General features: G+C 61.3%; 17 protein-coding genes. 7 read left to right on the top strand and 10 right to left on the bottom strand.

Annotated features, from left to right (window positions below; translation table 11 throughout):
• The first annotated feature begins 184 nt into the window (after positions 1-184).
• The 3 genes from BFQ03_RS12840 (at position 185) to BFQ03_RS12830 (ending at position 4,588) form a co-directional block, all read left to right on the top strand.
• Complete coding sequence (locus tag BFQ03_RS12840) at positions 185-691, top strand: sigma-70 family RNA polymerase sigma factor (protein ID WP_032860645.1); 507 nt, start codon at positions 185-187, stop codon at positions 689-691.
• Positions 688-1,653, top strand: a complete 966-nt coding sequence (locus BFQ03_RS12835) for a FecR domain-containing protein (protein WP_032860644.1) — start codon at positions 688-690, stop codon at positions 1,651-1,653. Before BFQ03_RS12840 ends, BFQ03_RS12835 begins: the two co-directional genes overlap by 4 nt.
• A 97-nt stretch (positions 1,654-1,750) precedes the next feature.
• Positions 1,751-4,588, top strand: coding sequence for a TonB-dependent receptor (locus BFQ03_RS12830; protein WP_032860643.1), 2,838 nt, complete (start codon positions 1,751-1,753; stop codon positions 4,586-4,588).
• Between the two features lie 152 nt (positions 4,589-4,740).
• On the opposite strand, the gene BFQ03_RS12825 is transcribed toward BFQ03_RS12830, so the two are convergent.
• Positions 4,741-5,544 carry a helix-turn-helix domain-containing protein gene (locus BFQ03_RS12825; RefSeq protein ID WP_032860641.1) on the bottom strand — a complete coding sequence of 268 codons (804 nt, stop codon included), beginning with the start codon at positions 5,542-5,544 and terminating at the stop codon, positions 4,741-4,743.
• Positions 5,545-5,656: 112 nt separating this feature from the next.
• Between BFQ03_RS12825 and BFQ03_RS12820 the strand changes: the two genes are divergently transcribed.
• Positions 5,657-5,968 (top strand): DUF2834 domain-containing protein, encoded by a 312-nt coding sequence (locus BFQ03_RS12820; RefSeq protein ID WP_065943287.1) that lies wholly within the window; start codon positions 5,657-5,659, stop codon positions 5,966-5,968.
• A gap of 18 nt (positions 5,969-5,986) precedes the next feature.
• Here the strand turns inward: BFQ03_RS12820 and BFQ03_RS12815 are convergent, their stop codons facing one another.
• Positions 5,987-6,589: a glutathione S-transferase family protein gene (locus BFQ03_RS12815; RefSeq protein ID WP_065943286.1), complete on the bottom strand. Its 603-nt coding sequence runs from the start codon at positions 6,587-6,589 to the stop codon at positions 5,987-5,989.
• Between the two features lie 107 nt (positions 6,590-6,696).
• Between BFQ03_RS12815 and BFQ03_RS12810 the strand changes: the two genes are divergently transcribed.
• The 3 genes from BFQ03_RS12810 (at position 6,697) to BFQ03_RS12800 (ending at position 8,823) form a co-directional block, all read left to right on the top strand.
• Positions 6,697-7,605 (top strand): LysR substrate-binding domain-containing protein, encoded by a 909-nt coding sequence (locus tag BFQ03_RS12810; RefSeq protein WP_065943285.1) that lies wholly within the window; start codon positions 6,697-6,699, stop codon positions 7,603-7,605.
• 73 nt (positions 7,606-7,678) lie between these two features.
• Positions 7,679-7,855 carry a DUF2188 domain-containing protein gene (locus tag BFQ03_RS12805; RefSeq protein WP_065943284.1) on the top strand — a complete coding sequence of 59 codons (177 nt, stop codon included), beginning with the start codon at positions 7,679-7,681 and terminating at the stop codon, positions 7,853-7,855.
• 236 nt (positions 7,856-8,091) lie between these two features.
• Complete coding sequence (locus BFQ03_RS12800; protein ID WP_065943283.1) at positions 8,092-8,823, top strand: DUF533 domain-containing protein; 732 nt, start codon at positions 8,092-8,094, stop codon at positions 8,821-8,823.
• Between the two features lie 204 nt (positions 8,824-9,027).
• Here the strand turns inward: BFQ03_RS12800 and BFQ03_RS12795 are convergent, their stop codons facing one another.
• From BFQ03_RS12795 to BFQ03_RS12760, 8 genes are all read right to left on the bottom strand, one after another.
• Positions 9,028-9,834, bottom strand: a complete 807-nt coding sequence (locus tag BFQ03_RS12795; protein ID WP_065943282.1) for a hypothetical protein — start codon at positions 9,832-9,834, stop codon at positions 9,028-9,030.
• 25 nt (positions 9,835-9,859) lie between these two features.
• Positions 9,860-10,207, bottom strand: coding sequence for a DUF2493 domain-containing protein (locus tag BFQ03_RS12790; protein WP_032860634.1), 348 nt, complete (start codon positions 10,205-10,207; stop codon positions 9,860-9,862).
• A gap of 61 nt (positions 10,208-10,268) precedes the next feature.
• Positions 10,269-12,983 carry a magnesium-translocating P-type ATPase gene (mgtA, locus tag BFQ03_RS12785; protein ID WP_065943281.1) on the bottom strand — a complete coding sequence of 905 codons (2,715 nt, stop codon included), beginning with the start codon at positions 12,981-12,983 and terminating at the stop codon, positions 10,269-10,271.
• Positions 12,984-13,191: 208 nt separating this feature from the next.
• On the bottom strand, positions 13,192-13,476 hold the full coding sequence (locus BFQ03_RS29015) for a hypothetical protein (RefSeq protein WP_083204843.1): 285 nt from the start codon (positions 13,474-13,476) through the stop codon (positions 13,192-13,194).
• A gap of 309 nt (positions 13,477-13,785) precedes the next feature.
• On the bottom strand, positions 13,786-14,397 hold the full coding sequence (locus tag BFQ03_RS12775; RefSeq protein WP_065943279.1) for a LysE family transporter: 612 nt from the start codon (positions 14,395-14,397) through the stop codon (positions 13,786-13,788).
• A gap of 15 nt (positions 14,398-14,412) precedes the next feature.
• Positions 14,413-15,249, bottom strand: a complete 837-nt coding sequence (locus tag BFQ03_RS12770; RefSeq protein ID WP_065943278.1) for an AraC family transcriptional regulator — start codon at positions 15,247-15,249, stop codon at positions 14,413-14,415.
• Between the two features lie 52 nt (positions 15,250-15,301).
• Positions 15,302-15,988, bottom strand: coding sequence for an arsenical resistance protein ArsH (arsH, locus tag BFQ03_RS12765; protein ID WP_065943277.1), 687 nt, complete (start codon positions 15,986-15,988; stop codon positions 15,302-15,304).
• A gap of 12 nt (positions 15,989-16,000) precedes the next feature.
• The gene (locus tag BFQ03_RS12760) at positions 16,001-16,471 is read right to left on the bottom strand and encodes an arsenate reductase ArsC (protein WP_065943276.1); all 471 of its coding nucleotides are present in this window, start codon (positions 16,469-16,471) and stop codon (positions 16,001-16,003) included.
• Positions 16,472-16,481 lie beyond the last annotated feature (10 nt).

The raw sequence follows: 16,481 nt of genomic DNA, 5'->3' as shown, positions 1-16,481 counted from the left end.
GTCTTTTAATAAAGTCTGATCGCTCTGTCAGACCTAAGACACTGCCATTAAAGAGCCGCCATCCGTTCGCGGTAGGGGTGGGTCGAAACCTCATATGCAGCAGGGGCAGCAGCAGGCGCTGTACAAGTCTCAGGTTCAGACACTAAAATGAGAAATATTATCATTACCGCTCATTGGACCTGACATGTACGACGACAGTCTCGTCTCGCCCGTCGAACAACTTTACACCCGTCATCACCACTGGCTGCGCGGCTGGTTGCATCGGCGGCTGGGGCATAGCGCCGACGCCGAAGACCTGGCGCACGATACGTTTATCCGCGTGTTGCGCACCCAGCAGGACGTGCGTGAGTTACGCCAGCCCATGGCGTTTCTGGCCACGATCGCCAATGGCTTGCTGATCAATCGCTGGCGTCGTCAGGCCATTGAGCGGGCCTACCTTGAGGCGCTCGCCGCGCGTCCAGAAGGTGAGGAACCCTCGCCCGAAACGCGCTACTTGATGATCGAAACCCTGCTGCAGCTCGATGTGCTGCTGGTGGGGTTGTCGATGCAGGTGCGCAAGATTTTCTTCTTATCCCAGCTCGATGGCCTGACATACCCGCAGATCGCCACGCAGTTGAGCTTGAGTGTGGCCCAGGTGCAGCGGGCGATGGGCAAGGCCTTCAGCGTATGCTACGCGAGCCGTTTTGAATGAATGGCACGGTGGTTGCGCCGAAAGTCCGCGAGAGGGCCATTGATTGGATCGTCAGGGTTCAGTCCGGAACGATGAGCCCGGCCGATCACCAGGCGTTGCAGCAGTGGCGCCTGGCGCGTGCCGAGCACGAATACGCCTGGCAACGCGTCGCCAGCTTGCCGCTGATGCTCCAGCCCGGGGCCAACCTGCTGGCCGATGTCACCGCGCGGCGGGCGTTGGAATCTGCCGGGGTTGATCCGGCGCGGCGCCGGCAAGTCCTCAAGTGTTTGTTGGGGTTGGGCCTGCTTGGCGGTTTGTCCTGGCAGGGCGCCGATGCGACGTGGGTGCGCGCAGCCTTTGCCACTTACCGCACGGCGACCGGCGAGCGCCGCCGGTGGACGCTGGCCGATGGCAGTTCGCTGTGGCTCAACACCGCCAGTGCCGTCAGCCTGGAACTCAGCGCACACCTGCGCAGCGTGCAGTTGATCGAGGGCGAGGTGGCGCTGGATGCGCGAGCCGAGTCGCGCCCACTGCAACTGCTCACGCCGGATGCGATGGTGCGCAGTCAGGACGCCAATCTGCTGGTGCGTCACGATCAGCAGGGCACGTGGATTACTGTATTGCGTGGCCTGGTCGACGTGAGTTCGCCGCGCAGCCTGTCACCCATGTCGGTAGCGGCAGGGTGGCAGACCCAGGTGGACCGCCACGGCGTGGGCACGCCACGGCAAACCGATGGGTTTCTGGCACAGGCCTGGTTGCGCGGCATTCTGCCCGCCGAGCGCATGCGCCTGGATGTGCTGCTGGCCGAGCTTTCCCGTTATCGTCCGGGCGTCTTGCGATGCAGCGAGCAGGTCGCGGCGTTGCGCGTGACCGGTAGTTTTCAACTGGACGATACCGATGCCGCACTGGCGTTGGTGGCCCATGCCTTGCCGGTGCGCATCGAACGGCGCACCCGCTATTGGGTGACAGTGGTGCCCGCCTGAAACTTTTTTTGTGTGCTCGCCGCAGTTTTTCAAACCTCGCTTGGCCTCTAGGAATAACCCACCGAAACAGGTGGGCCTTCACCTCTAGGAGCCCTGCATGATTTCTCCCGCAAGTGTCTTGCGCACCCGCACATTGGGTCTGTTGTTACTCAGCCTGCAACCGTTGTACAGCACGGCGGTTTTCGCCCAGGCCGAGCGCCAGCCCTACAGTATTGACGCCGGTCCCTTGGACCAGGCGCTCTCGCGTTTCGGCGTGCAGGCGGGGATCAGTATGGCGGGCAACTCGACGCTGACGGCGGGCAAGCGCAGCAATGGCCTGCGCGGGGATTTCAGCACCGAAGCCGGTCTTGCGCGGTTGCTGGCGGGCACCGGCCTGAGTTTTCAGCGCCAGGCCGACGGCAGCTTCGAGTTGCATCCGGCAACCAGTGCAGTGGTGTTGCCGTCGCAGAAGGTCATCGGCGATGACGTCGATAAGAAAGCCGTCTATTCGGCACCACGTTCGTCCGTGTATATCGCCCCGGAAGAAGTCCAGCGCTTTGGCGTGATCTCCGCCGGTGACCTGCTCAAGGGCCTGCCAGGGGTGCAGGTCGGTGACAGCCGCAATGGCGGTGGCCTGGATGTGAACATTCGCGGGATCCAGGGGCAAAGCCGGGTCGCGGTCACGGTCGACGGCTCGCAACAGGCGCTGGATGTCTATCGTGGCTATGCGGGCACGCAGCAGCGTAGCTACATCGACCCCGACCTGATCAGCGATGTGTCCATCGACAAGGGGCCGAGCCTGGACTCCAGCGCCATCGGCGGCAAGGTGGCGATCCGCACCCTGGGTGTGGATGACATCCTGCGTGACGGCAAGACCGTGGGCCTGCGCTTGAAGGGCGATGTGTGGAACAACGGCGTGTCGCCGGCCTCGCGCAGCAGTCATTCGGCGACCCAGGAGTTGTACGCCGAGCCGCATCAGAGCCGTGGTGGCCTGTTTGGCTCCGACGCCGAGTCAGGCAGTGCGGCGTTTGCCTATACCCATGAGCTGTTTGATGTGGTGGCGGCTTATGCCCATCGTAACCAAGGTAACTATTTCTCCGGCAAGCACGGTCAGGATCGCTATCGCACCTATGACCGCTATGGTCGCGAAAACAGCACGGTGGCCACCACCTACAACGCCGGTGAGGAGGTGTTGAACAGCTCGGCAGAGACTGAATCGATCCTGCTCAAGACCACACTGCGACCTGCGGACGACCATACGTTCGACTTCGGCTACATCCGCTACGACGGGCGCATGGGTGAGATCATGCCATCGGACATCTTCCGTTTCGGCACGGGTGGCATTTATCAGTACCCTCGGGGCCGTACCGAGATCGACACCTATACCGCCCGTTACCACTACTTGCCGACAGGCAACATGCTGGTGGACCTGACGACCAGCCTGTGGATGACCGATGCCAAAACCAGCCAGTTGACCTCGGTGATGGCCCCGGCATCCCAGGCCTATCGTTCGGACCGTAACTGGACCCGCCAGGCCAACCGGCGCATTGGCGGTGAGCTGGCCAATACCTCGCGCTTTGTGACCAATCACGGCGATTTCAAGTTGGACCTGGGTGGCGGGTTCCAGGTCGAGGAACTGCGTCCGCAAAAAGGCGTGGTCACGACCCAGCACGATATCAACGCCAACCGTGGCCTGCGTGATGGTTCCCGGCAAGAGTTCAGCCTCAACGGCAAGCTGGAGTACAAGCCGGTCGATGAGCTGACGCTGTGGGGCGGCGGACGCTACCTCTACTACCGCACCCAAGACCATATGATGCATTCCACCGCGCAACGCGAGGAGCGTGAGGCGCGCTATGTGAACGTCATCAAGCCTGGACGCTACGACTTCATGATGTGGTTCCCCGACGAGAACGGGCAATACACCGATGCCACGGACCCGCGCTTGAACAACGGGATTGTCTTCAGTAACACCAACCATCCGTTCGAAGGCACACCGTACAACGACTATGGCGGGACGGGTACGCGAGTCTTCCCCGCGAGTGTCGGTGAAGTGGTCACCGGTTATACGTACGCGAAGAAGCAAAGTGACAGTGCCGGTGCATTTTCTCCGGCCTTTGGCGTCAATTTCGAAGTGGCGCCAGATACCTTCCTCTATGCCTCTTACACCCAGGGCCTGCGCATGCCCTCGTTGTTCGAAAGCAGCCTGGGCACTTTGCAGACCCTGCCAGGCAAGGGGCTCAAACCCGAGCGCTCCAGTAACTGGGAAATCGGCGCGAGCACAATGCAAAAAGGTTTGTTGGCCGACAACGACTCGGCGGCGATCAAGCTGGCGTACTTCAATAACAGCATCAAGCACTACATCACTCGCTATTACGACCCAACCCCTGGCCAGAATGGCCTGATGAACTTCAGCAATACCGATAGCTTCAAGACCAGCGGCCTGGAACTGCAATCGAACTACGATGCCGGGCGGGTGTTTGCCGACCTGTCCGCGACCTACTATCTGAAGACCGAAACCTGTGACTCGGCTTTCGCCGCACGCCTGCGGGCCAGCAGTACCCGCTGGAATGACCTGAGCGCCACGCCCAATTGCACACCGGGCAGTTTCATGGGCTCATACACCAATACCCAGAACCCGCCACGGGCCTCTGGCAACCTGACCACGGGGTTGCGCTTCTTTGACCAGACATTGACCGTGGGCGGGCGCTTGACCTATACCTCCGGCCCGACCGTGACGGCTGACAAGAACTGGCAAACCGGCGCCACCACGCCGCAGTTGGTCTACCGCGAGGTGGCGCTGTTTGATCTTTTCCTCAACTACAAATGGCAGGATCACACCAACGTTAACCTGTCGCTGCAGAACCTGACGGACCGCTATTACCTGGACCCGCTGGCCCAGAGCTTCATGCCGGCGCCGGGACGCACGTTGCGTATGGGGCTGGTGACCAAGTTCTAGCGGCTGGCAGGCCAGCTCCCACATTTGATGTGTGGCGTACCCAAAATTCTGCCTCGCCGAGACCCCCTGTGGGAGCGGGCTTGCTCGCGATGACGGTGTGTCAGTCACCGAGTTTATTGGCTGAATAATCACCATCGCTGGCAAGCGGGCTCTTACAGGGACTGTTCGTAGGCCGCAGTCATGACTTGCCAGGTATGGGGATTGGCCGGGATCAGATGTTCGATCCGCAATGAAGTGACGGTGATGTCCTGGGGCATGCCGAAGGTGGTGAAGGTGGACATGAAGTCCAGCTCGCCCTGGCGCGAGTTGATGCGCGTCAGCACCAGCGGCGGCAGGTCATTGGCCGGTGCTGTCGAGCCCTGGGGCACCGGCAGGCTTTCCAACAGTGTGGCCAGGGTCGGATTGCCCAGCGCTTCACGCGCGGCGCGTTGCCAGGCCAGGTTGCGGATTTCCTCGGCATTGAGCAAATAGTCGCCCAAGCCCCCCGGTTGCAGCAGTGTCGTCAGCAGGTTCAGACCCTGCGCGGCGTCTGGCGCCAACCCCACCAGATCAAACAGGACCTGGGTGCTGGCGTTGGCGGCAAGCACTTCCCAGTGACTACCCAGCACGATGGCCGGTGCCGGGTTGTTGGCCTTCAGTACATGGCTGATCGCGTCCCGAATGGCATCCATCGACGGCGCGGCGAGTGGCGTGGCTTCGTAGCGTGGGGCATAGCCGGCGGCGAGGAACAGGCTGTTGCAGTGCTCCAGCGGCACATCGAGAGCGCTGAGCAGGTTATGCAGCGTGCCAGGGCTGGCCTTGGCGCGGCCGGTTTCGATACAGCTCAAGTGGCGCTGGGAAATACCACTGATCAGCGCCAGTTGCAGTTGGCTCAGCTTGGCCTGGCGGCGCAATAGCCGCAGCTGTGTGCCGGCGTCGGTATCGGGAGTGGCTCGGGGGAAAGGTGGGCGGCTCATGGGGTGACTCTGGCAGGGCGGGTCGAGGGGCGTCCATGACCTCGCAGGTCATTGAGATGGCGGCGACGTTATCACTAATCTGCGGCTTGCCCAATCCTGCACGGTGGACCCCATGCACAGACCCTATATCGCCCTTGCCAGCCTGTTGGTGTTTTCGCTGTATACCCTGGGCACCTTGCTCTGGGCCGAGCAGTCGCTGCTGGCGTTCGGCATTGAACTGTTATCCAGGCCAGACACCGCCCAGGTGGTGATTGACCTGTACCTGATGGCAGCCCTGGCGTGTGTGTGGATGTACCGTGACGCACGCGCCAAGGGCAAGTCCCTGGCCAGTGTCATGCCTTACTGGTTGCTGACAATGGTGTTCGTCTCGGTCGGGCCGCTGCTGTATATCGTGGTCAACGGCTTTGCCAGGGGGCGACGATGATCGACGTTGCGTTGCTGCCTATTCGATAGGGTATTTGCCGAACGCCGGGTGTTGCTCGGCCAGCCGGGCGTGGCGCTGTAGGTTGGGAAAGTCTTCGGCCTTGACCACCGAGGGCACGGCGTACCTGGAGAAGGACCAGGCCACCGCGACGCTGAGTGATGCTTGGCTCAATGACTCGCCTTGAGGGTTGGCCAGCAGTGGTTCCAGGCCTGAGTAGGCCGCCAGCAACTGCCCGGTTACCCGGTCGAGCCAGGGCTCATGCAGTTTCTCTGCTGGTCGCAGGTTGTGCTCGTAGTAAATCTGCACGCTCTTGTCGCAGGCGGCCAATGCCAGGCCGATTACTTGCAGGTCCCGTGCACGGGCCGCAGCGGTTTGGGGCAAGAGCTTTTTATCGGCCGGCGCCAAGGCTTCGAAGTAATCCAGGATCAGGCTGGAGTCCATCAACACCGTCCCGTCGTCGAGCACCAGTGTCGGAGCCTTGACCACCGGGTTGATCCGGGAAAATTCCTTGAATGTGCTGAAGACCGACAGCGATTGCTGCTCGAAATCGACGCCGTACAGCTCCAGGGCAATCGCTACGCGGCGCACATAAGGTGAGTCCAGCATGCCAACCAGTTTCATGAAGCCTCCATTCTCGATGGTGTGATTGTTAATTACGGATTACTTTATAGCGGCGATACTCCTTTAAATATCCATATTTTTTACCTTAAAAGGTTAGCCGGCCTTACATGAGTGCCTTTCCTCCCTTGACCTCCCTGCGCAGTTTCGAGGCCACCGCCAGGCTGGGTAGTGTCACTCTCGCGGCCAAAGAGCTGCATGTCACACACTCGGCCATCAGCCAGCAGATCAAGGTGCTGGAAGCGATCGTCGGCCTCACGCTGTTCGTGCGTGAAGGGCGTGGCTTGCGCATCAGCGAAGATGGTCGGCTGTATGCGTTGCAGATCCGCCAGGCCCTGGGGGATATTGCTGATGCCACGCGCCTGATCCAGGCCCAGCCCAAGCGCGATGAGCTGGTGGTGGCGGTGCTGCCTTCATTCGCGCGTTCGTGGTTGCTGCCACGGCTGCCGGATTTCCAGCGTCGCTACCCGCATATCAGCATTCGCCTGCAAGCCACCCTGGCGATCACCAACTTGCACCAGGAGTCGGTGGACGTGGGCATCCGTATGGGCAAGGGCGATTGGGAAGGGGTGGAGCGCAAACTGTTGTTCCACGACGAAATGGTGGTCGTAGCCGCCCCGCATTTCAATGGCGGGCAATTGCCGCGAACCCCGCAGCAAATCGTGCACAGCCCGATCATCTACAGCAATGAGTCCTGGCAGCCCTGGTGCCAGGCCGCAGGTATTGAGATGAGCTCCGAACGCAAAGGCCTGTGCACCAATGACTCCAACCTGGTGCTGGAAGCGGTCCGGCTGGGGCAGGGCATCGCCCTGGAGCGGCGTAGCCTGGTGCATGACGCCATTGTGCGCGGGGAACTGGTGCAGTTGTGCGACATCCGCGCGACGTATGCCTACCCGTATTGGTTGGTTTGGCCACCTCGGGAAAGCTCGGAAAACAAACAGCGGGTGTTTTCCGAGTGGTTGTATGGGGAAGTGCAGTACTACATGACGCAATTGGCCAGCATCAGCGACGTTCGGTAGGCCACGCTGCCTGGATCGGGAGTATGGTGGATCGGGCAACCCGTGGATTATCTCTGGAATAGGAGAGGTGACTATGAGCGTTCCCCTGTTGAACAAGATGCATCTCAATGGCTATGACATTGTCCGGGTCAACAGCGGCCCGTGGCGCGTGTGCACCAAGGATGATCGATTGGCTTCCTTTGGCTCCCGTGAGCAGGCACTGGCCTATGCCGCGACGTTACCGGGCTACAAGGTCCGCCCAAGACCCTGATCCCGTATCCGCCGGCCAGCCTCTACAAAGAGGTCAATGTAGGGAGCTGGCTGGCGTTCAGACGTGATCCTGACCACCCTTGATCTGAAGAATTCTCACGGTCGTTACCGCGCGGCACCGGGTTTGTTGAGGCGCAGGCCCGTCGACAAAAATACTCTGGTCTACGGGTGTTGGCGTTATAGGCAGCAGCGACTATTGTTGCTGGTCTGGAGCACAGCCCACAGGAGGGCAATACCATGAACACCAGCGATCTACTGGGACAACTGCTACAGGCGGCGATCAAGCCGCAAGGCGGTTCGGCGGCACCTCAAGGCGGAGCCGGAGGGCTCGGTGGGTTAGGCGGTTTGCTCGGTGGTCTGCTGCGGGGCGGTGGCGCCGGCGCGGGCGGTGCAACTTCGGGCGGCGGCGGCCTGGGTGATTTGCTCGGTGGCCTCGGCGGGATGCTGGGCGGTACCGCATCCGGCGGCGCGCGCCCGACGCGTTCAGGCGGCACCAATTATGCGGCGCTGGCTTCACTGGGAATGATGGCGTTCCAGGCGTATCAAGCCTGGCAACAGCAACAGGCTTCGGCACCGCAACAGGCGTTGCAGACGGTGGATCAACTGTCCGGCCCGGCGGTCGAGGCGCATAGCCATGCGCTGCTGCGGGCGTTGATCGCGGCGGCCAAGGCGGACGGGCGGATTGACGCGCAGGAAGAGGAGAGGATCTCGGCTGAGATTGGTCGTCATACCGATGACCCCGACTTGCAGCAATGGCTGGACGCTGAGGTCGCCAAACCCTTGAATGCGGCAGACTTTGCCGATTGCGCCGCAGACCCGGCAATGGCTGCCGAGGTCTACCTGGCCAGTGTCCTGCTGGTGGATGACCAGCAGGATGCCGAGCGCAACTATCTGGATGAACTGGCGGGGGTCCTGAAAATTGATCCCGAGTTGCAAGTGCATCTGGAGCAACAAGCCAAAGCGGCCTGACGCCCGGCGCATATCCCCTGTGGGAGCGGGCTTGCCCGCGATAGCGGTTTTTCAGTCATATATCTGTTGGCTGGCACGCCGCTATCGCAGGCAAGCCAGCTCCCACATTTGATTTGTGGCGTACCCAAAACTCTGCTTCGCCGAGCCCCCCTGTGGGAGCGGGGTGCGACATGGATCACATCCCACCTTTGCTAAAACGGATCGTCAAAACCGTAAAGTAGCCCCCGTGGTCAGCCACTGATCGCGGTCGCCGATCAGGCTGCGGCCGATCACCAGGTCCACATCCACCTGCCTGCCCAAGTGCACGCGCGGCCCGGCCTGCCAGGCCTGGTCGCCGCGTTGCTGGCCGTAACGTTCAGCCACCAGCGTCAGTGAATCCACCACGCTGTACTCCAGCCCCGTACCCCAGGTCAGGCGGTGATTCTGCTCGCCGTCATCATAAGCGTGGGCCCAGCCGGCGTTGAGGTTCAGGCGCAGGGCTGGCAACGGTTGCCAGGTCAGTGGCACCGTCAGGTCGGCACCGTCGAAAGCATGGCGGCGATTGAGCGCAATATGCGCCGCGCCGGCCACGGCAATTTCCACGCCCGCGTCATCCCAGGACCACAGCGATGCCTTGATCTGCGGGCTGACCTGCGTCTGGTCCGGGTCATCCTCAATGGCTGCGCCCCATTGCACTGTCGGCAAGCCACGGGCGGTACAGGCTGCGGATAAACTGCTGTGGTGGGTGGACGCGTCATGACGGTTGCGGGTGTACCAGGCGTCAAGGTTGCATTCGCCCGGCGCATTGATCGCCGCATCATCAACCACATACGAACCTCCTGCGGCAAAGGCCTTGGACAGCAGGCCCAGGACCAGGATGCCGCCCAGGGTCGCGCCGACAAAGATCAAGTTGCGGCGCAATGCCCGCCGCCGCGATGCAGGCAGCAATGCAAAGGCCGTCAGGGATTGGTGTTGCTGGCGGCGACGGTATTTGGCAAAGCCGTCCGGGCGCCGCGAGGTGTGTTTGTGCATGGCTACATGCTCCAAAGAATAGATGTCAGTTGTCGACGGTCAGCACTTGGATGCCGCAGGCCTTGGCCTGGTTGACCAGTTCAGAGGTGTCATCGCCACCGGGTAGCGCGATGACCACGTCGGGGCGGCTGTCGCTCAGCATGAATTGGTTGCGATGGCGTTCAGCCTGTTTGCCATGGCGCTGCCAGTTGGGTGGGTAACGCACAACGTCTATGCCCGTTTCCCGCGCCCAATCCTCTATATCGCTGCCCAGGAACTGGCTGCCACCGTGGATCAATACCTGCACCGGGTGCAGGCGATGCCAGGCATCCAGGACCTGGCGGGACCTTTTGCTATCGGCGTAATGACGACCCGCACAGATCAACACGCGCATGCTGGAGTTTCCTTGTGTTGCTCAGGCGCGGGCCATCGAGTGAGAGCCCGCGCCTGGTCGGTCAGTACCACTGCTTGAAGCGGCGGATGTAGAGGGTTTTCATCAGTTGCGCGACGCAGCAGTAGGCAAGCAGGGTGCCGACCAGCCAAGGGAAGTAGGCCCAAGGCAACGGTTGCAGGCCCACCAGCGTGCCCAGGGGCGAGAAGGGCACATAGATCCCCAGCGCGATGACGATGCCGGTCATCATCAGCACCGGCCAGGCGGCGGTGCTCTGGAAGAACGGGATCTTGCGGGTACGCAGCATGTGCACCACCAGGGTCTGCGAGAGCAGCCCTTCGACAAACCAGCCGGACTGGAACAGGGTCTGCATCTCTACGCTGTTGGCCGAAAACACGTACCACATCAGGGCAAAGGTGGTGATGTCGAAGATCGACGAGGTCGGCCCGATCCAGATCATGAAACGCCCGATGTTCTGCGCGTCCCACTTGCGCGGCTTGGCCAGGTATTCCTTGTCCATCTTGTCCCATGGCAGGGCCAGTTGGGAGATGTCATACATCAGGTTTTGCAGCAGCAGGTGGATCGCCAGCATCGGCATGAAGGGAATGAACGCACTGGCCACCAGCACCGAGAACACGTTGCCGAAGTTGGAGCTGGCCGTCATGTTCAGGTACTTCATGATATTGCCGAAGGTCTCGCGGCCTTTGAGCACACCTTCTTCGAGGACCATCAGACTCTTTTCCAGGAGGATGATGTCTGCCGATTCCTTGGCGATGTCGGTGGCGCTGTCTACCGAAATACCGACGTCGGCATCGCGCAGGGCGGGTGCATCATTGATGCCGTCGCCGAGGAAACCCACGGTGTGACCATTGGACTGCAAGGCCTTGAGCACCCGGGACTTCTGCAGCGGGGTCAGTTTGGCGAACACTGTGCGTTGTTCGACCTGGTGCTTGAGGGTGGCATCGTCCATCGCTTCGATATCCACGCCCAGCAGTGGCTCACCGGGCTCCAGGCCGACCTGGCGGCAGATAGTGCGGGTGACCACGGCGTTATCGCCGGTCAGCACTTTGACCGCGACACCGATCTCTTGCAGGGCGGCAATCGCCGGGCCGGCGGTTTCCTTCGGTGGATCGAGGAAGGTCAGGAAACCGTGGATCACCAGGTTGCGTTCATCGGTGGGAGTGTATTGCTGACGCGCCAAGGCCTTGGGAATGTTGCGGGTGGCCACCACCAGCACGCGGAAACCGTCTTCATTGAACTCGTTGGCAGTGTTGAGCAACGCCTGGCGGCGCTGCTCATCCAGGGCCACGGCGCTATCGCCCTCCATCACATGGGTGGCGATTTCGAGCATTTCTTCCACGGCGCCCTTGCACACCAACAGGTGATCGCCGTGGTTGTCCTTGACCACAATCGACAGGCGTCGGCGTACAAAGTCGAAGGGCAATTCATCGACCTTGCTGAAGGCAAACGGTACCTGGAACTTGGGGTTGTGCTGGGAGAACGCCAGCACCGCCTGATCCATCAGGTTCTTCATGCCGCTTTGGTGATGGCTGTTGAGCCAGGCCAGGGACAGCACCTGGTCATCCCGCTGGCCGAAGGCGTTGACGTGGTGCTCCAGGATGATTTTGTCCTGGGTCAGGGTGCCGGTCTTGTCGGTGCACAGCACGTCCATCGAGCCGAAGTTCTGGATCGCATTGAGGCGCTTGACCACCACTTTGCGCTTGGCCATGGCGTTCGCGCCCTTGGCCAGGTTGGCGCTGACGATCATCGGCAGCATTTCCGGGGTCAGGCCCACGGCCACCGCCAGGGCAAACAGGAAGGCATCGCCCCAATCGCCCTTGGAGAAGCCATTGAGGAAGAACACGATGGGCACCATCACCAGCATGAAGCGAATCAACAACCAACTGACGCTGTTCACCCCGCGGTCGAAGGCGGTTTGCACCCGGGAGCCGACGATGGCCTTGGCCAGAGAGCCGAAATAAGTGCGCGGCCCGGTCGCCACCACCACCGCCAGGGCGCGGCCGCTGACCACGTTGGTGCCCATGAAGCAGATGTTGGGCAGGTCCAGCAGGTTGCTCTGGTCTGCCGCCTGAACCGTGGCGGATTTTTGCGTGACATCGCCCAGGGTGTCGTATTTTTCTACCGGCAAGGCTTCACCGGTCAGCACCGCCTGGCTGATAAACAGGTCGCGGGACTCGATCAGGCGGATATCGGCCGGGATCATGTCGCCGGCTGACAACTGCACGATATCGCCGGCCACCAGTTCGCGCATCGGCACTTCGCGCAGGGTCGGCTTGGCGCCAACCTGCTCGCGGCGCAGCACCGTTGCGGTGGTGCGCACCATGGCCTTGAGTGCTTCGGCGGATTTGGCCGAGCGGTGTTCCTGCCAGAAGCGCAGCAGGCTGCTCAGGGCGACCATGGTCATGATGATGATGACTTTGGTCAGGTCCACTTCCTCACCGGCGCGCAGCGGCAACCAGTAGTCAGTGACAAAACTGATCGCCGCCAGGGTCAGCAAGACGTAGATGAAGGGATTGTTCAGGGCCTGGAGGAACTGCACGAAGGCATGGGGCGGCTTGTCGTGGGCCACCTCGTTAAAGCCTTCGCGTTGCAGGCGGGCGCTGGCATCCAGTTCGGTCAGGCCGTCCTTGGTCGCCCGGACGTTGGCCAGGGTCGCCGCCAGGCCGTTTTGCGCTTCGCGGGCAGCACGCATCGACAGTTTGGTGTCGGCAGCGGTGCTGTTTTTGTTTGGCAGTTGTGTGGTTTTTACGGCGCTCATTGTGAGTACTCCTGTCGACATACTTGTGGCTGACCTGACAGGCAGGCACACGCAAGTAGGCCGAGTCGCAATTTATGCGATCGATTTAAATAACTTTAAATAGGCGAGTTAATTAACGGGCGCGCAGAAAACTACGGCTGGCTTAGTTCGCAAGGAACGCCAGTTAATTAATTAACCAATAATCAGGAAGTTGCTGTTTTCAGTCAGCTTATGCCGCGCGAGCGTTGAGCATCAGGCGCGCTTGGGCAAGCAGGCTGAAAACGCTCCGTCTCTGCGGATCTTGAGGGTCGGCGTGGTCCCAGTGCTGGACCAGATGGCCGGTGGTGGGGCACAGGCGCCAGTGAGCCTGGAGGTGCACCGGGTTGATACGCGGGGAGGGGGAAGCAAAGGCCGTGCGTGCGGGAGTAACACCCAGGGAGCCACGGCACAGCTTGGCACGCAGGACCGAGGCCAGCGTGCGTACATCAGGTAGAACAAGGGTCTGGAAATTCATAACACACCTCGGGACCGGACTGGCGCCGGCTCAAGGCAGTTACGTTGGAGCATCAAGCTCTAGCGCAGCTTACCCGGCCTTGAAGGCGAGTCCCGTCATTACTCTGGGTTTGGCGCCCGGCCCCCGCATTCGCGGGTGAAGGACAGCGACTAGATACTGTGTCCATTGGCTTCTTTTGTGAGGTTGAAAAAAGGCCCGAGTTGCAGGCACGGGCAATCTACTCAGGCAGGCACTGGATGTCAATATATAATGAGCCTGTTTGTTGTATGTTCAGAGTTTATTCAGGTTGGCAGTGTTGGATATATAAGCTCATAGACTGTATGCCGCCAGTAACGCGAGATAAATCAACACTAAGCCACAGGCACCATGACTGATGCGTTGCCAAGTTGCCGAGGCGTTCTTTCGCAAGATATTCACCAACGCCGCAATCAAAAAGCACGACAGGATTGAAGCCAGCATGAAGCCGGCGAAGAACATCAATGTCTGGCCGTGACTCGGGGTGGCGCCAACGATGCCTGACAGGGCACTGCCCAGGGCGCCCCAATAGACGATGTTCTTCGGGTTGGCCAATGAAATGGCAGCCCCCACCACCAGCGCATTGCGCCCGCTGCTGGCCGGGGCGCTGTCGGGTTGTGGCAGGCGCCAGGCATCCAGCAGGCTGCGCAGGCCGAGCCAGGCCAGGTACAACGCGCAAAGGGCCGTCAGGGGCACGCGCACCGCTTCGTGCTGGATCAGCAGGGCCATGCCGGTCAGGCCGATCACCGCCCAGGTCGCGTCGCCCACCAGCGAGCCTACCTGCACCAGCAACGCAGGGGTGAACCCATGCAGCAGGCCACGGCGTAGCGTCTCTGCCAGCACGGCACCGGGGGACAGGCAAAACACAAAGCCGAACACCAGCGCGGAAAAAAAGATCGTCAACATCAGTGTCACCCATGATTAACCGGTAATGGGGCCAGTCTGATGCCGGGGAAGTGGAGTTGTCTTGGACCCGATTGCGCTCTGATAGCGGCCAGGAGTCATGCCATAGGCCGCGCGAAAGTGCCGGTTGAGATGACTTTGGTCGGCAAAGCCCAGGTCATGGGCGACATCGGCGGCGTTCAAGCCGCTGCGCAGCAAGCCTTTTGCCCGGCGGGTGCGCAGTTGCATGGCCCACTGGCGGGGGCTCAGGCCGGTTTCTTTCTGGAACGTGCGCAAGACGTGGAATTTCGACAGGCCCAAGGCGTCACCCAGTGCGTCCAGTGCCACGCTCTGATGCAACTGCGCGGCGAGCAGTTCCTGGGCTCGGGCGACCATGCCTGTCCCCGCACTGGCGCCACCCGGCAAGCGCACACCGCTGAGCCTGACCACATCGCCCAGCAGCAGCACCAGCGCCTCTTCGTTCAGTTCGCGCACCAGTGGGTCGACATTCAATGCGCCCTTGGCGGCCTGCGCCAGTTGCGCCGCCAAAGCCGGGGCAAAACACAATGCGCGATCAAACTCCAGGTGCGCCAGCCCCAGGTCGGAGGCCAGGCGGTCGGCCCCGGCGTACAGGCTGACAAAGTGCCAGGGCGCACCCTGGGCCGCGCCGCCGCCCTGGATCTGCCCGGGGTTGTACAGGGTGATACTGCCGGGCCCGGCCTCGAAGGTGCGGCGGTCCAGCCAGACCTTTTCCTCACCGATCAGGTTGACGCCAATCACGCACTCGTCGTGGCTGTGGCGGGCAAACGTCAGGCCGCTGCAGGTGGTGCTGCTGATTTCGTAATCGCCCAGCCAGGTGTGGTGCGAGGAACTCATGGGACGGGCTCAGTGGCGGCGGTTGCTGCAAAGCATACGCGTTCAGCGGCGTTCAAATCGACCGTTGATTGACCCGTTCAGAGAGCGCCTGCGCATCCTCCTTGCGCTCGGAATAGCGCTGCACCAGGTCCGGACGCTCACGCACCAGCAGGGTGAACTTGATCAGTTCCTCCATGACATCCACGACCCGATCATATAGAGCGGAAGGCTTCATCCGGTCCTGTTCATCGAACTCCATGAAAGCCTTGGGCACGGATGACTGGTTGGGGATGGTCAGCATCCGCATCCAACGCCCCAGTACGCGCAGCTGGTTGACGGTGTTGAATGACTGCGACCCGCCGCAGACTTGCATCACCGCCAGTGTCTTGCCCTGGGTTGGGCGGATGGCGCCCAGTGCCAGGGGCACCCAGTCGATTTGCGCCTTGAACACTGCCGACATGGAGCCGTGACGTTCCGGCGAGCACCACACCTGGCCTTCGGACCACTGCATAAGGGCCAATAGCTCCTGGACTTTTGGATGGTCATCCGGGGCGTCGTCGGGCATTGGCAGGCCCGACGGGTTGAAGATCCGCGTGTCGGCGCCCAGATGCTGAAGCACGCGTGCGGCTTCTTCCACCAGCAATCGGCTGAAAGAGCGCGTGCGATTGGAACCATACAGCAGGAGAATCCGTGGTCGTTGTTCGGCATCCGTTTGCAGTGGCGTGAGCAGTGTGAGGTCGAGGTTGGGCAGGGTGGTCATGACATTCTCCGTTTACAACAGGCCGATTCGATCAAGTTCAGCCTTGACCTGTGCCGCGTCGAGGCGGCTGAACGGGAGGGCGAACAGCGCCCGACAGCGGGCTTCGATGATCTTTAGAGTGGCCTGGAAAGCGGCATCCATATGCGCCTCATCGCCGCTTTTGTCCGATGGGTCTTCAAGCCCCCAGTGCGCCTTGATCGCCGGGCCGAAGTACACCGGGCAGGCTTCGGCGGCGGCTTTGTCGCACACGCTGATCACAATGTCTGGCGGGCTGCCTTCAAACGCGTCATTGCCTTTGCTGTACAAACCTTCGGTGCGGATGCCGGCAGTTTGTAATGTGCTCAAGGTGCGGGGTAGCACCTGGCCCTTGGGAACGCTGCCGGAACTGACGGCGTGGAACCCTTGTGGGGCCAGGTGGTTGAACAGGGCTTCGCTGAGGATGCTGCGGCAGCTGTTGGCGGTGCAGATGAACAGGACTTTCATGACAACTCTC

Origin of the sequence: Pseudomonas sp. 25 R 14 (assembly GCF_900004755.1) — a bacterium.
Taxonomy (GTDB): Bacteria; Pseudomonadota; Gammaproteobacteria; order Pseudomonadales; family Pseudomonadaceae; genus Aquipseudomonas; species Aquipseudomonas brenneri.
This window is presented reverse-complemented; position numbering and strand designations above follow the sequence as displayed.

What these genes read in the sequence shown, in the direction of transcription:
- BFQ03_RS12775 (WP_065943279.1), bottom strand. Translation starts at nt 14,397, where the DNA reads ATGTTGACGATCTTTTTTTCCGCGCTGGTGTTCGGCTTTGTGTTTTGC.
- mgtA (WP_065943281.1), bottom strand. Translation starts at nt 12,983, where the DNA reads ATGAGCGCCGTAAAAACCACACAACTGCCAAACAAAAACAGCACCGCT.
- BFQ03_RS12820 (WP_065943287.1), top strand. Translation starts at nt 5,657, where the DNA reads ATGCACAGACCCTATATCGCCCTTGCCAGCCTGTTGGTGTTTTCGCTG.
- arsH (WP_065943277.1), bottom strand. Translation starts at nt 15,988, where the DNA reads ATGACCACCCTGCCCAACCTCGACCTCACACTGCTCACGCCACTGCAA.
- BFQ03_RS12800 (WP_065943283.1), top strand. Translation starts at nt 8,092, where the DNA reads ATGAACACCAGCGATCTACTGGGACAACTGCTACAGGCGGCGATCAAG.
- BFQ03_RS12805 (WP_065943284.1), top strand. Translation starts at nt 7,679, where the DNA reads ATGAGCGTTCCCCTGTTGAACAAGATGCATCTCAATGGCTATGACATT.
- BFQ03_RS12790 (WP_032860634.1), bottom strand. Translation starts at nt 10,207, where the DNA reads ATGCGCGTGTTGATCTGTGCGGGTCGTCATTACGCCGATAGCAAAAGG.
- BFQ03_RS12825 (WP_032860641.1), bottom strand. Translation starts at nt 5,544, where the DNA reads ATGAGCCGCCCACCTTTCCCCCGAGCCACTCCCGATACCGACGCCGGC.
- BFQ03_RS12770 (WP_065943278.1), bottom strand. Translation starts at nt 15,249, where the DNA reads ATGAGTTCCTCGCACCACACCTGGCTGGGCGATTACGAAATCAGCAGC.
- BFQ03_RS12795 (WP_065943282.1), bottom strand. Translation starts at nt 9,834, where the DNA reads ATGCACAAACACACCTCGCGGCGCCCGGACGGCTTTGCCAAATACCGT.
- BFQ03_RS12835 (WP_032860644.1), top strand. Translation starts at nt 688, where the DNA reads ATGAATGGCACGGTGGTTGCGCCGAAAGTCCGCGAGAGGGCCATTGAT.
- BFQ03_RS12830 (WP_032860643.1), top strand. Translation starts at nt 1,751, where the DNA reads ATGATTTCTCCCGCAAGTGTCTTGCGCACCCGCACATTGGGTCTGTTG.
- BFQ03_RS12840 (WP_032860645.1), top strand. Translation starts at nt 185, where the DNA reads ATGTACGACGACAGTCTCGTCTCGCCCGTCGAACAACTTTACACCCGT.
- BFQ03_RS12815 (WP_065943286.1), bottom strand. Translation starts at nt 6,589, where the DNA reads ATGAAACTGGTTGGCATGCTGGACTCACCTTATGTGCGCCGCGTAGCG.
- BFQ03_RS12810 (WP_065943285.1), top strand. Translation starts at nt 6,697, where the DNA reads ATGAGTGCCTTTCCTCCCTTGACCTCCCTGCGCAGTTTCGAGGCCACC.
- BFQ03_RS12760 (WP_065943276.1), bottom strand. Translation starts at nt 16,471, where the DNA reads ATGAAAGTCCTGTTCATCTGCACCGCCAACAGCTGCCGCAGCATCCTC.
- BFQ03_RS29015 (WP_083204843.1), bottom strand. Translation starts at nt 13,476, where the DNA reads ATGAATTTCCAGACCCTTGTTCTACCTGATGTACGCACGCTGGCCTCG.